Below are 13557 nucleotides of genomic sequence, written 5' to 3'. Positions count from 1 at the left end.
CCTCTTTTTTTATGTCCGTTTGGTAGGTGGCAGCGCGACAGCCGCCAGATCCAGCCGGCCATGGGTGGTCAAATGGCCACGCCATCTGACACAATATCTGCATGATGAAGAGCCTGGAAATCACAATGCAGCAGAAAATCGCTGGCCGTCTCGGCCATGCCCTCACCTTCTTGCGCCACGATGGTGCTCACTTCGCCCAGTTTGTCTGGCGCCGTTTTCAACAAGACAGGTTGACCGTCACCGCCGGCTACCTGGCCTATGTGACTCTGCTCTCCCTGGTGCCGATGATCGCCGTGGTGTTCGGCATGATGTCGGCCTTCCCGGTGTTCCAGAGCCTGAAGCAGCAGATGGAGCAGTTCGTCTATCACAACTTCGTGCCCACCGCTGGCGAGATGCTCAAGGAGTACATCGACGGCTTCGTGGCCAATGCCACCAACACCACGGCGGTCGGCATCGGTGCCCTGATCGTGGTCGCCTTGATGTTGATCTCGGCCATCGACAAGAACCTCAACTACATCTGGCGTTCGACCCAGAATCGACCGCTGGCCCAGGCGTTCGCCATGTACTGGATGATCCTGACCCTGGGCCCCGTGCTTATCGGTGCCAGCCTCGCCATCTCTTCCTACATCCTCTCGCTCAAGCTGTTTGCCGCTGACAGCCTGTTCGGTGCCGGCTATCTGCTGCTGCGCAGCCTGCCATTCCTGTTCTCGGTGCTCACCTTCCTACTGATCTACACCGTGGTGCCCAACTGCAAGGTGCGGCTGACCCACGCCTTGATCGGCGCCCTGGTGGCGGCCATCCTGTTCGAGCTGGCCAAACGGGGTTTCTCCATCTATATCACCAACTTCCCCTCCTATCAGGCCATCTATGGCGCCCTGGCGACCATTCCCATCCTGTTTGTCTGGGTCTATCTGAGCTGGTTGGTGGTATTGCTGGGCGCCGAGACCACCGCCTGCCTCGGTGAATATGAGAAACCGGGTGCCGAGGAGCTGGGCTGAGCCCGTAGCCTGCTTTGCTGAGCACCCCGGCGGGTACTGTGCCGAGAAATTAGCCTCGCCCCGCCGCTTATTGCTAACATCAGCGACCGCCTTCGGGCGGTCGTTCATTTTTGATAACAACCAAGGAGTCGTGGGTGATTGCATTGATTCAGCGGGTATCCGAGGCCAGCGTGACGGTGGACGGCGAGGTGGTGGGTGCCATCGAGGGCGGTCTGCTGGTGCTGCTCGGGGTGGAGCAGGGGGATGACGAGGCCAAGGCCGACAAGCTGCTGCACAAGGTGAGTGGCTATCGCATCTTCTCCGACGAGAACGGCAAGATGAACCTCAATGTGAGCCAGGCGGGCGGCAGCCTGCTGGTCGTCTCCCAGTTCACCCTGGCGGCGGATACCGGCAAGGGCATGAGGCCCAGCTTCTCCGGCGGCGCCCATCCGGTCGAGGCCGAGCGGCTGTACGACTATTTCGTCGCCAAGGCGCGAGAGAGCGGCCTGGCCACCGAGACCGGTCGCTTCGCCGCCGACATGAAGGTGAGACTGCTTAACGACGGCCCCGTGACCTTCTGGCTACAGGCCTGATAACTTATAAGTTATATCGGTAAATCGACTTTTATCGATGTAATCGGTTGTTAAATGCCATCTAAATAGCGACTGCATCTGCCTTAAATGCCGCACATGCAAGGTGTCGGCGGCCTCTCTCGGCAGATCGGCGCCCGGCCTTATGGGATCACGCGGGTGCTGTGCAAGATGACATTGCGGTAGCCGGGCACGGCATGGGCCTCGGTGGGGCCAATCCACTCCCACGCCAGTCGCAGCGCTTGCTCCAGCTCGAGACGGGTGCGTGGCAGCAGGTTGATGATGAGGGTGCCACCCAGGCGCTGGGCCAGCGCCTGATAGAGCGGGGCCTGAAACAGCAGCAATGGGTTGCCGTCCTGGCTGAACAGATCCAGCAGCACCAGATCGTAGTGCTCGCGACTCTCTAGCAGGAAGTGCAGCGCATCGGCGTGATGCAGCTGAGGGGGGCGCTGCTGTGCTGGCTGAAAGAACTGCTGGAACAGGGTAAGGATCTCGGCGTCCAGATCCACGCAGTCGCGGTGGGCATCTGGCCAGCGCATCGCCAGATTGCGGGTGAGATCGCCGCCGCCGAGGCCGAGCTCCAGGACTCGGGTGGCCTGCGCCGGTAACTGCTCGGCGATCTGTTGTTGATGAGGCAAGCAGAGATGGCCCGGCTGGGCGAGGCTCATGGCCGACTGCACCACGCCGTCTATTTCCAGCCAGCGGTGCGTGGCATTTTCCAGGATGCTGAGCCGACGCCCGGCTTTGACGCTGAGGTGCAATAAGTGATCGGCTTGGTACGCTTGCAGATTGAAGTCCATGAATTTGCACGGCAAGATGGTTTTCGACCAGTGTAACTCAAGGATGTATCTATGTACCGGGTGGTCACCCCTCAAACGGCAGCCGAGCTGGACTCTTACTACCAGCTGCGCTGGGAACTACTGCGCAAGCCCTTCAATCTGCCCATCGGCTCCGAGCGCGACGAGTATGACAGCGTGGCCATTCATCGACTGATGCTGGCCGACGATGGCACTCCCATTGCCGTCGGTCGGCTGTTCATCGGCGGCGACGAGGCCCAGATCCGCTTCATGGCGCTGCGTACCGAGTACCGGGGTCAGGGGCTGGGGGCCCGCATGGTGGAAGATCTCGAGCAGCTGGCCCGCGACGAGAAGGTGAAGCGGCTGGTGATGAACGCCCGCCAGGAGGCGGTGGAGTTCTATCGTCGCTGCGGTTTTCTCGAGGTGGGGGAAGGGCCCGTCTCCTTCGGTCGCATCGCCCACCGGCAGATGATCAAGTCACTGAGCCCGCTGCAGACCATCCAGTATCGCCCGGAGTGGTGTCAGGATCTCACCACTCGCTGGTCGAGGGGCATCCCCATCAGCGAGAAGATGGGGGTTCACATCACCCATTACGACGGTCAGACCTTCCACCTCAAGGCCAATCTGGCGGCCAACCTCAACGTCCACGACACCATGTTTGCCGGCAGCATCTACAGCCAGTGCGTGCTGGCGGGCTGGGGCCTCATCTGGTTGCAACTCAAGGAGGCCGGGCTGGGGGGGGACATCGTACTGGCGGAGGGCAACATCAAGTATTACCGCCCGGTGAGCGAGGAGCCGGAGGCCAAGGTCGCCCGGGAGGGGATGCCCGCGGTGCTGGCGCCACTCAAGCAGGGCGAGTCGGCCAGGTTCAGCCTCAAGGTGCAGCTGTTCAGCGGTGGCAAGCTGGCTGCCGAATTTGCAGGCCAATATGTGGTGCAACGGATTAAACCGGGCCAACCACCGGGCCAATAACGGCGCATTGCGACCCATCACAAACAAGGCCTCGTTATGAGGCCTTGTTTGTTACTGCGTTGCCGTTTGCGCCGCCGGCTTGGGCGGCGTCGGTCGCCAGAGCGGACTGCTGCGCCCCTGAGCAGGGTAGCGAACGCCTGCCTCCCATCCACAAGAAGACTGATCGGCGTTCGGGAAGCTCCAGCCCAGGGTGGGCGCGTTGAGCGGCCCGCGCCAGCGGGCCAGCAGTTCGGCGCAGCGCTGGCCGTTGAGCACGCCGAGATCCAGCAGCCATTGGCCGTTGACCAGGTCGATGCCGCCCTGCAGGGCCAGCAGATGGGTGATGGTGGAAGCCCCGGCCTGTTCGACCCGCAATTGGCCATGCTCGACACTGGCCTGCAGCTTGATGTGATAGAAGGGGGTATCACCCTCCTGCATCGCCTGCCACAGGTTCTCCGCCGTCAAGGTCGGCGGGGTAGCGCCCTTGAACCACTCGTCCAGCAGCGGATCTATCTTCACCTTGTCCCAGAAGGGATCCTTGGCATCCAGGGTCAGGCTGCCCTGCAGGGTGCTGCGCCAGCTGTCGGGGGTGTCACCGGCCTTGGCCTGCAAGTCGGCGCCGATATCCAGCTTGCCCGCCAGGGAGACGGGAGAGACCGCCAGGGGGCGCAGCAGTTTGATCCACTGCTCCAGATCCAGCTGCTTGCCTTGCAGTTGTAGTCGGCTGAGCTGGCCCGGCTGCTTGCCCCATTGGCCGCTCATGGCGAGCGTGCCTTCGTCGGGTAGGCTGGCAGACAACTTGTTGAGCTGCCAGACGCTCGGCGTCAGCTCGGCGTCCAGCTCACCGTTGCGGGTGGGCAGACCGTCCCACACCAGTTCAAACCACTTGCTCTCGACCCTGGCCCGGCCGAGCAGGGAGGCAGGCTGATTGCCGTTCAGGCCGAGATCGGTCAGGTAGAGCTGCCAGCCGGTCAGCGACAGGGGCAGGGTGTCGTCAAAGGAGAGCACCTTGAGCTTGTCGAACGCCAGCTTGCGTACCTCGATCTGCTCGGGTCGCCAGCTTTGCCAATCCTGCCACCACCCCTCCGGCAGGCTGATGTCCATGCCGCTCAGGCTCAGCTCCTTGAGGGCCAGCTTGTGCAGACTCGGGTCCAGCGTCAGCTCCAGATTGAACTCTCCCTCATAGGCCTTGCCCTGCAGCTCGGCATCGAGTTGCTGCGGCGAGAAGGCGAGCCGCCCCTTGATCTCTTCCAGCTGGAACAGACCGCGACCCATATCGGCCAGGCTGCCAGACAGGTAGCCGCTGGCTGGGTTGCCCGCTTGCCATTCGAAGGCGGTGAGCTGGCCGTTGAAGTTGTTGAGGGCAATCTCCTGCTGGGTGGCATTGATGCTGGTCTGCTCGAACTGGCCCCGATCCAGGCTGATCTTGCGCAGGGGAAACTCATCCTGGTTGAGGGTATCCAGCTCGACCCGCATGGCGCGGGCCTTGAGTGCGTGCAACTGCAGGCTGCGGCTGGGCCAGTCCAGCACCATGCCGGTTTCCAGCAAGCCGTCGAACAGGTTGGCGGTCAGCTTGTCGGTGCTCAGCACCTGACCCTCCAGTCGCCCCTTGAGGTTGAGGCGAGCCAGGGTGATGGCGGGGGTTTCCAGCTGATTGAGGCTGAGGCTGAGGTTCGCTTGCGGCTGACGCCGGGGGTCGATCAGTTCCCAGTCGCTCAGGGTGGCGCTCAGGCCGCGCAGGGTCAGCTCGGGGCTCAACAGGCTGAGGTTGTCGATGTTGCTGTCGCTGATGGTGAGTGAACGCACCGGCAGGGTCGGCAGCTGATTGGGGAGTGGCAGTTTGATGATGGGACGGATGAGATCGAGATGGGCGATGCGCACGTCCCGGTTCAGCCAGTCGATGTTGTCGATTTCCAGATAGATCTTGTCGAGCTGTATCGCGTCCCCGTAGTGCACCTGTTCCGCCAGCAATGTGTAGGGGTGGAGCGGATTGAACACCAGCCGGCCAATGGTGACGGGCACGCCGGTCTGCTGGCTGAGCCAGTTGGTGATGGGCCCCCGGGCCCGCTCGGCGTCAAACAGGCCGAGCCCGACCCAGACAAATAACAGCAGGAAGGCAAAGAGATAGAGCAGGGCGCGTAGCCAGGAATTCATTGGTGCTTTCCTCCTCGTCAGGACGTTGTCAGGCGTTGGAATAGTGATCCCGCAGGCCGAGCCAGCGGCGGATCAGCGGGTCGACATGGCTCGGGTGCCGATCCATTAAGAAATTTGACCATCTTCTGCCTATCCCAGGATCAGGCATTGGAATAGTGATCTCGCAGGCCCAGCCAGCGGCGGATCAGCGGATCGACATGACTCGGATGCCGGTCCATCAAGAAATTTGACCATCTTCTGCCTATCCCCGGATCAGGCATTGGAATAGTGATCTCGCAGGCCGAGCCAGCGGCGGATCAGCGGGTCGACATGGCTCGGATGCCGGTCCATCAAGAAAATTTGACCATCTTCTGCCTATCTCCGGATCAGGCATTGGAATAGTGATCTCGCAGGCCGAGCCAGCGGCGGATCAACGGGTCGACATGGCTCGGATGCCGGTCCATCAAGAAGCGCGCCATCTTCTGCACCTGAGGAATGAGCGGTTGATCTCGTACCAGGTCGGCGATCTTGAGATCCGCCAATCCGGTCTGGCGGGTACCGAGCAGTTCACCCGGGCCGCGCAGCTCCAGATCGCGCTGGGCGATGAGGAAGCCGTCATTGGTTTCTCGCAGCACCCCGAGCCGGCTCTGGGCCGTCTTGGAGAGCGGCGCATGGTAGAGCAGCACGCAGTGAGAGGCCACCGAGCCCCGCCCGACCCGGCCGCGCAGCTGATGCAACTGGGCCAGCCCGAGCCGCTCCGGGTTCTCGATGATCATCAGGCTGGCGTTGGGCACATCCACCCCCACCTCGATGACGGTGGTGGCGACCAGCAGTTGCAGTATGCCGGCCTTGAACTCCTCCATCACCCGCTGCTTCTCCACCGGGCGCATGCGGCCGTGCACCAGCCCGATATGCAGGCCGGGCAGCTGGTTTTGCAGCTCGGCGGCGGTGTCCTCGGCGGCCTGGCACTCCAGCACCTCGGACTCTTCGATCAGGGTGCAGACCCAATAGGCCTGCTTGCCCTCCTGGCAGGCCAGTTTGACCCGTTCGACCACGTCGCCACGACGGCTGTCCGGCAGCGCGACCGTGGTGATGGGGGTACGGCCCGGCGGCAGCTCGTCGATGACCGAGGTGTCGAGATCGGCGTAGGCGGTCATGGCCAGGGTACGGGGAATGGGGGTGGCGGTCATGATCAGCTGATGAGGGTGAACTCCCTCCCGCTCACCCTTCTCGCGCAGGGCGAGGCGCTGGTGAACCCCGAATCTGTGCTGTTCATCGATGATGACCAGGGCGAGGCGCTGGAACACCACCTGCTCTTGGAAGATGGCGTGGGTACCCACCACCATCTTGACGCTGCCATCGGCAATGGCGGCGAGCTGCGCCTCCCGCGCCTTGCCCTTTTGCTTGCCGGCCAGCCAGCCGACCTTGATGCCGAGCGGCTCCAGCCAGTGGGCGAAGTTGATGGCATGCTGCTCGGCCAGCAGCTCGGTCGGCGCCATCAGTCCCACCTGACAGCCGTTGCCGATGGCCTGCAGCGCCGCCAGCGCCGCCACCAGAGTCTTGCCGGAGCCCACATCCCCCTGCACCAGCCGCATCATGGGGTAGCTGCGTTGCAGATCCTGGCTTATCTCCGCCACCACCCGGTTCTGGGCCCCGGTCGGCTTGAATGGCAGGGCGCCGAGCAGTTGCTTGACCAGGGTGGGCGCCGGTTTGAGGGTACGGGCCAGCTGGGTCTGGGCCTGGGCGCGGACTTTCAGCACCGACAGGTTGTGGGCCAGCAGCTCTTCCAGTACCAGCCGTTGCTGGGCCGGATGCTGGCCGCTTTCGAGCAGGGCCAGCGCCACCGAGGGGGGCGGGCGATGCAGCAGGCGCAGGGCGGCGGCGAGTTCAATCTGGTGCGGATAGAGACCGGCGGGTAGCAGCTCTTCCACCCCGTAGAGATCGAGCTGGGCCAGCGCCTGATCGGTGAGGCTGCGCAGGGTCAGTTGACGCAAGCCTTCGGTGGTGGGATAGACGGGGGTGAGCGCCTCTTCGGTCTGGCCGGCCTGCTCTTCGCCGAGCAGCTTGTACTCGGGGTGGGCCATCTCCAGCCCGTATTTGCCGGGACGTACCTCACCGAAGCAGCGCATCAACCGGCCAGTGGCCAGGCTGTTTTTCTGGGCGGCAGTGAAATTGAAGAAACGCAGGGTCAGGCTGCCGGTGCCATCGCTGATGCGGCACACCAGCATGCGGCGGCGGCCCATGATCAGCTGGGTATCCTGGATCTCGCCCTCGACGGCGCCGTGCAGGCCCGGTGGCAGATCGCCGATGGGCCACACCTGGGTGCGGTCCTCGTAACGCAGGGGGAGGTGGAACAGCAGATCCTGTACCGTGGCCAACCCCAGCCGTTCGAGTTTCTCCAGCATCTTGCTGCCGACGCCCTTGAGGCTATCGAGGGAGATTTTATCCAATTTCATCAATTAGATGCCTGAAAATACTGTAAATATGTCCAGATGATAGGGGCTATTGATGGCTCGATGCAAGCCGCGTTGCTACGGCAAGGGCGGCCCGCCCGGAGGCGGGAGAGGGGAATGAGCCCCTATGACAAAGGCCTGCCGAAAACGACAGGCCTTTGAATGGGCTAAAACGAACAGCGGCTCGCGCTAGATGATGCGCTTGAGCAGCAGGTGCGCCTTGACCCTGTGGATCCGGGCCAGCAGCTTGCGCACCTGCTCCGGGTAATCCTTGATCTGCTCTATCTGATCGAAGTGGCTGATGCGACGGGCGTGCGCCAGTATGTTGGCCCGCTCCTCGGCAAAGCGCTCGCGCAGGTGATGATGTCGGTCATGCACCAGCAGGCCGTTCTCCAGATCCAGCGCCCAGGCGCGAGGATTGAGGTTGTTGCCGGTCAGCAGCGCCCACTCCTGGTCCACGAAGATGCCCTTGAGGTGATAGGAGTTTTTCTCGCAGCACCAGAGCATCAGGTTGAGACGGCCCGCGTCGATGTGACGCTGGTTGCGCTCGGCGAACTTGCGCAGGTTGGTCTCGTACAGATAAGGCAGACCGCCGATGGTGGAGAACTTCTCCTCCGGCGGGATGAAGAAGTCGTTGGCGGTCTTGTCGCCGACCACTATGGTCACTTTGCAGCCACGCTTGAGCAGCGCCTCCACATCCTTGCTCAACTCCTTGGGCGGGTTGAAATAAGGGGTGCAGATGAAGATCTCCCGCTCGGTGGCCCGGATCAGGTTGCGGATCATCCGGTTGAGCTGGTTGCCGCGTTTGCCCAGCCCCGCCATGGGGGTGATGGCAATCTCCTGACTGGTGGGCAGGATAGTCTCGAAGCGGTACTGACTGGTGCGCAGACTCTGCTTGAAGCGACGGATCTCGCTTTTCAGCTGCTTGGCACCGGGGATCTGGGTGCGATCCAGCCGCTGGACAGCATCACTGCGCAGGAAAACATCGTCCACGTAGTTGACCATGCTGCGAGTCAGCGCCTGGCTGCGGATCTGGTGATAGCGGTCGAAGCGGTAGCGCTCCTGCTGATGCAGGTAGATGTCGTTCAGGCTGGCACCGGAATAGAGCAGGGTATCGTCGAAGATGAAGCCCTTGAGGTGCAGCACGCCGAGCAGCTCGCGCCCCTTCACCGGCACGCCGTAGATCTCGATCTGGTGCTCATGGCGAGCGGCCATTTCCTGATACAGCAAGTGGTTGCCGCCCTGCTTGCCCTTGCCGATCAGGCCGCGCTGGGCCCGATGGAAGTCGACGAACACCTTGATGTCGAGCGCCGGGTTGCGTTGCTTGGCGGCATAGAGGGCAGAGAGGATCTCCCGCCCCGCCTCGTCATCTTGCAGGTAGAGGGCGATCAGATAGATACGCTGGGTCGCGCCGGCGATGAGCGACAGGATCCGGCTCTTGAAGTCCTTGGCGCTGCTGAGTACCTGGAACTGGTCCGCGGCGACCGCGATCTGAGGCAGGCGAGCCAGCAACTGTCGATAATGTGCCGATGAATGCATAGAGAAACCTGAAATCACGGGGTTAAGCGTTCCACTCGAGGCAATGAATAGGCGATTCTAGCAATCTCGCCCTCTCAGCCAAAGAAAGAATCGTCAGAAAGATGAAAAAGGCCTCACATTGGAAGCCTTTTTCGCGGGCGAACTTGCTTACAGGAAACTGTAGATGATCATCGCCACCACACCACCCGTGGTACCGATGATGGTTTCCATCACGGTCCAGGTCTGCAGGGTCTGCTTCTCGGAGAGGCCGAGATAGCGGTTGGCCAGCCAGAAACCGGAGTCGTTGACATGGGACAAGACGATGGCTCCGCCGCCGATGGCGATGGTGACGGCGGCCAGCTGGGCCCCGTTCAGGCCGAGCGGCTCCAGCATCGGCAGCACCAGGCCGCAGGCGGTCAGCATGGCAACGGTGGCTGAACCCTGAATGACCCGCACTGCGGCCGCCAGGATGAAGGCCAGCGCGACTATGGGCAGACCGGAGTCGGCCAGCATGTTGCCGAGGGCGGCACCGACCCCGGAATCCACCAGTACCTGCTTGAACACGCCGCCGGCACCGGTCACCAGGATGATGACTCCAGCAGGCTGGATGGCGCTGTTGCAGACGTTCATCACCTGGTCACGGGACATGCCGCGACGGATCCCCAGCAGATAGAAGGCGGCCAGACAGGCGACCATGATGGCGGTGAAGGGGTGGCCGATGAACTCCAGCCAGTTGTGCAGGGTGGAGCCGACCTCGACGAAGCGGCCGACGATGGTCTTGAGGCCGATCAGCAGCAGCGGCAGGCCGATGAGGCCCATGGCCAGCCCGAAGGAGGGCAGGGTCTTGCTGTCGTCATGGGCGCTGTTCTGGGCATCGGCCGGCAGCGGCACATCCACCACCTTGCTGATCAGCTCACCAAACAGCGGGCCCGCCAGGATCATGGCCGGGATGGCGGCCAGGAGGCCAAACAGGATCATGTAGCCAAAATCGGCCCCTAGCTGGGAGGCAACCAGGATCGGGCCCGGCGCGGGAATGAGGAAGGCCTGGCAGGTGGCGATGCCCGCCAGCAGGGCGATACCGATTTTCACCACGCTACCGCCACCACGGCGGACGACGGCGAAGGCAACCCCGATCAGCAGCACCACGGCGACATCGAAGAACAGCGGCAGGGCACAGACAAAGCCGGTGAGCGTCATGGCCCAGCTGGCGCGTTTGACGCCGAAGGTGCCGAGCAAGGTGTGAGCGACCCGGTCGAGGGCACCGGTGACTTCCATCACCTTGCCAAACATGGCGCCGAGCGCCACCACCACGGCCACGAAGCCGAGGGTGCCACCCATCCCTTTCTGGATGGTGGCGGCGATATCGGCCGGGTTCATGCCGGCGGCGAGGCCGGCGATCATGGAGACCAGGATGAGGGAGACCACGGCGTGCAGGCGGGCCTTCATCACCAGAAAGAGCAGCAGCACGATGGAACCGGCGGCTGTCATGATCAGGGAGAGGTCTGACATTGTTATGCGTTCCTTATTCCAAGTTCGATGTCGACACCTTGCTGCTCAGTCAGCAAACCATATCTTTATGATTTATTTAGATTTATGGCACAGGCCCTGGATCGTCGGCCCGGATGTCTATGAGTGCGTTCAGTCTGTGGCAGACTTCACATTTTTCGTTGTTACCGGTAACATGTTACCGGTAACGTGCTAAGTTAAAACCCATCAACAGCACGTTTTTTGAAAAATGAGATAGAGGTCAAACAATGGCGGGTAAGAGCATTATCGTGATGGGTGTGTGTGGTAGCGGCAAATCCAGTGTCGGCCTTCGGGTGGCTGAAGTCCTCGGCGCCAAGTTCATCGACGGTGATGATTTGCACCCCCGTGCCAATATCCAGAAGATGGCCGCGGGCAATCCGCTCAACGATGAAGACCGCGCCCCCTGGCTTGAGCGGATCCGCGATGCGGCCTACAGCCTTGAGCAGAAGAACGAGGTAGGGGTGATCGTCTGCTCCGCCCTCAAGCGTCAGTACCGCGATCAGATCCGCGAGGGCAATGACTCGGTACACTTCCTGTTCCTGGACGGTAGCCAGCCGCTGATCCTCGAGCGGATGCGGGCACGCAAGGGCCACTTCATGCGAGAAAGCATGGTACAAAGCCAGTTTGATACCCTGGAGCGGCCGGATGGCGAGGCCGGGGTATTCCATATCGACATAGACGGGACCTTCGATCAGGTGGTCGATCGCGCCGTCACGGCACTGGAGCAGGCCCTATGAGCCGCCCCCTGATCCCGGCGGCTACCGACCGCCCCTTCATTACTGCACTGGAGCAAGCGTCATGACTCATCCCGTGATCACCGCGGTCACCGATCGCATCCGTGAGCGCAGCCGTGCTCGCCGCGCTGCCTTCCTGGCCCGTATTCAGCGTCAGGCCGAGCAGGGCAAGACCCGCGCCGCCCTGGCCTGCGGCAACCTGGCCCACGCCGTGGCGGCCTGCAGCACGGATGAGAAGGGCCGGATCCTCGATCTGACCCGCGCCAACGTCGGCATCGTCACCGCCTACAACGACATGCTGAGCGCCCATCAGCCCTATCAGGGTTATCCGGATCAGATCAAGGCCACGCTGGCGGCGCTCGGCCACAGCGCCCAGGTCGCCGGTGGCGTGCCCGCCATGTGTGACGGCGTCACTCAGGGTCAACCGGGGATGGACATGTCCCTGTTCTCCCGGGATCTGATCGCCCAGGCCACCGCGTTGTCGCTCTCCCACAACACCTTCGATGCCACCCTGCTGCTCGGCATCTGCGACAAGATTGCCCCTGGCCAGATCATGGGGGCGCTCTCCCATGCCCATCTGCCCACCGCCTTCGTGCCGGCCGGCCCCATGGCCAGCGGCATCAGCAACGACGAGAAGGTGAAGGTGCGCCAGCAGTTTGCCGCCGGTCAGGTGGGGCGTGACGCCCTGCTGGAGATGGAGTGTGGCGCCTACCATGCGCCCGGTACCTGCACCTTCTACGGCACCGCCAACACCAACCAGCTGGTGTTCGAGGCCATGGGCCTGATGCTGCCGGGCTCCGCCTTCGTGCACCCGCACAGCGCACTGCGCCATGCCCTGACCGCCGAGGCGGCCCGTCGCATCAGCGCCATGATCCCTGGCTCCCCGGCCTATCGCCCCCTGAGCGAGGTGCTGGACGAGCGCTCCCTGGTCAACGGTCTGGTGGCCCTGCTCGCCTCCGGTGGCAGCACCAACCACAGCATCCACATGGTGGCGCTGGCCCGCGCCGCCGGCCTGCACCTGACCTGGGATGACTTGAGCGACCTCTCCGACGTGGTGCCGCTCTTGGTGCGCATGTACCCGAACGGCCCGGCGGACGTGAATGCGTTCGAGCAGGCCGGCGCCGTGCCCGGTCTGATGCGCCGGCTGGCGCAGGAGGGGCTGATCCACATGGATGCCACTCCGGCCTTCGGCGAGATGCAGGACTATCTCAGTCGTCCGCAATTGGTGGATGGCAAACTGCGGTGGCAGCCGGTGGGCGAAACTACCGACCCGAGCGTGTTGTCGCCGTCCGGCACTGTGTTCCAGGCCACTGGCGGCACCAAGCTGCTGTCTGGCAACCTGGGTCGCGCCGTGGTCAAGGTCTCGGCCGTGGCGCCGGAATACCGTGTCATCGAGGCACCCGCCCGGGTCTTCTCCTCCCAACATGCGGTGGAGGCGGCTTACAAGGCGGGCACCCTCAATCAGGATGCGGTCATCGTAGTGCGCCACAATGGCCCGGCCGCCAACGGCATGCCGGAACTGCACAAGTTGATGCCGATCCTCGGCAACCTGCAAAAAGCGGGGCACAAGGTGGCGCTGGTCACCGATGGCCGCCTGTCCGGTGCCTCCGGCAAGATCCCGGCCGCCATCCACGTCACCCCGGAGGCACTGCACGGCGGCGCCATCGGCCTGCTTGCCGACGGCGATCTGCTGCGGGTGGATGCCGAGGCGGGTACCTTGGATTGTTTGACCGACTTGACCGGCCGCACCCCGGCCGAGATCGATCTCAGCCTGGAACAAGAGGGTTGGGGCCGTGAACTGTTTAGCGTGATGCGTCGCGCGGTATCGAGCGCCGAGTGCGGCGCCACTATTTTTGACTAAGAGCCTTTGACTCAGA

The 13557-nt window shown here is 62.9% G+C and carries 10 protein-coding genes; 5 read left to right on the top strand and 5 right to left on the bottom strand.

What is annotated here, in order from left to right; all coding sequences use genetic code 11:
• Positions 1-125: 125 nt before the first annotated feature.
• Together BN1137_RS04355 and dtd are read left to right on the top strand one after the other, a co-directional pair.
• Positions 126-998, top strand: a complete 873-nt coding sequence (locus tag BN1137_RS04355; RefSeq protein WP_050717427.1) for a virulence factor BrkB family protein — start codon at positions 126-128, stop codon at positions 996-998.
• A gap of 134 nt (positions 999-1132) precedes the next feature.
• The gene (gene dtd / locus BN1137_RS04350) at positions 1133-1570 is read left to right on the top strand and encodes a D-aminoacyl-tRNA deacylase (protein WP_050717426.1); all 438 of its coding nucleotides are present in this window, start codon (positions 1133-1135) and stop codon (positions 1568-1570) included.
• A 140-nt stretch (positions 1571-1710) separates the two neighbouring features.
• Here dtd and BN1137_RS04345 read toward each other — a convergent pair whose 3' ends face one another.
• Entirely contained in the window at positions 1711-2367 is a 657-nt protein-coding gene (locus BN1137_RS04345; RefSeq protein ID WP_050717486.1) for a methyltransferase domain-containing protein, read from the bottom strand.
• A gap of 51 nt (positions 2368-2418) precedes the next feature.
• On the opposite strand from BN1137_RS04345, the gene BN1137_RS04340 reads away from it, so the two are divergent.
• Entirely contained in the window at positions 2419-3336 is a 918-nt protein-coding gene (locus BN1137_RS04340) for a bifunctional GNAT family N-acetyltransferase/hotdog fold thioesterase (protein ID WP_050717425.1), read from the top strand.
• Between the two features lie 51 nt (positions 3337-3387).
• On the opposite strand, the gene BN1137_RS04335 is transcribed toward BN1137_RS04340, so the two are convergent.
• From BN1137_RS04335 to gntU, 4 genes are all read right to left on the bottom strand, one after another.
• Positions 3388-5469 carry an AsmA family protein gene (locus BN1137_RS04335; protein ID WP_050717424.1) on the bottom strand — a complete coding sequence of 694 codons (2082 nt, stop codon included), beginning with the start codon at positions 5467-5469 and terminating at the stop codon, positions 3388-3390.
• A 365-nt stretch (positions 5470-5834) separates the two neighbouring features.
• Positions 5835-7904, bottom strand: a complete 2070-nt coding sequence (gene recG, locus BN1137_RS04330) for an ATP-dependent DNA helicase RecG (protein ID WP_050717423.1) — start codon at positions 7902-7904, stop codon at positions 5835-5837.
• Positions 7905-8090: 186 nt separating this feature from the next.
• Complete coding sequence (gene pssA / locus BN1137_RS04325) at positions 8091-9440, bottom strand: CDP-diacylglycerol--serine O-phosphatidyltransferase (RefSeq protein WP_050717422.1); 1350 nt, start codon at positions 9438-9440, stop codon at positions 8091-8093.
• 147 nt (positions 9441-9587) lie between these two features.
• Positions 9588-10928, bottom strand: a complete 1341-nt coding sequence (gene gntU / locus BN1137_RS04320; protein ID WP_050717421.1) for a gluconate transporter — start codon at positions 10926-10928, stop codon at positions 9588-9590.
• A gap of 245 nt (positions 10929-11173) precedes the next feature.
• Between gntU and BN1137_RS04315 the strand changes: the two genes are divergently transcribed.
• On the top strand, positions 11174-11683 hold the full coding sequence (locus tag BN1137_RS04315; RefSeq protein WP_050717420.1) for a gluconokinase: 510 nt from the start codon (positions 11174-11176) through the stop codon (positions 11681-11683).
• 61 nt (positions 11684-11744) lie between these two features.
• Positions 11745-13541, top strand: a complete 1797-nt coding sequence (edd, locus tag BN1137_RS04310) for a phosphogluconate dehydratase (protein WP_050717419.1) — start codon at positions 11745-11747, stop codon at positions 13539-13541.
• Positions 13542-13557 lie beyond the last annotated feature (16 nt).

This window comes from Aeromonas tecta (assembly GCF_000820185.1).
Classification (GTDB): Bacteria; Pseudomonadota; Gammaproteobacteria; order Enterobacterales; family Aeromonadaceae; genus Aeromonas; species Aeromonas tecta.
Note: the sequence above shows the minus strand (reverse complement) of the source record. Positions and strands in the feature narration are given on the sequence as shown.

Coding starts and splice junctions, on each gene's coding strand:
- BN1137_RS04340 (WP_050717425.1), top strand. CDS start 2,419: ATGTACCGGGTGGTCACCCCTCAAACGGCAGCCGAGCTGGACTCTTAC.
- BN1137_RS04335 (WP_050717424.1), bottom strand. CDS start 5,469: ATGAATTCCTGGCTACGCGCCCTGCTCTATCTCTTTGCCTTCCTGCTG.
- BN1137_RS04315 (WP_050717420.1), top strand. CDS start 11,174: ATGGCGGGTAAGAGCATTATCGTGATGGGTGTGTGTGGTAGCGGCAAA.
- edd (WP_050717419.1), top strand. CDS start 11,745: ATGACTCATCCCGTGATCACCGCGGTCACCGATCGCATCCGTGAGCGC.
- pssA (WP_050717422.1), bottom strand. CDS start 9,440: ATGCATTCATCGGCACATTATCGACAGTTGCTGGCTCGCCTGCCTCAG.
- BN1137_RS04355 (WP_050717427.1), top strand. CDS start 126: ATGCAGCAGAAAATCGCTGGCCGTCTCGGCCATGCCCTCACCTTCTTG.
- BN1137_RS04345 (WP_050717486.1), bottom strand. CDS start 2,367: ATGGACTTCAATCTGCAAGCGTACCAAGCCGATCACTTATTGCACCTC.
- gntU (WP_050717421.1), bottom strand. CDS start 10,928: ATGTCAGACCTCTCCCTGATCATGACAGCCGCCGGTTCCATCGTGCTG.
- recG (WP_050717423.1), bottom strand. CDS start 7,904: ATGAAATTGGATAAAATCTCCCTCGATAGCCTCAAGGGCGTCGGCAGC.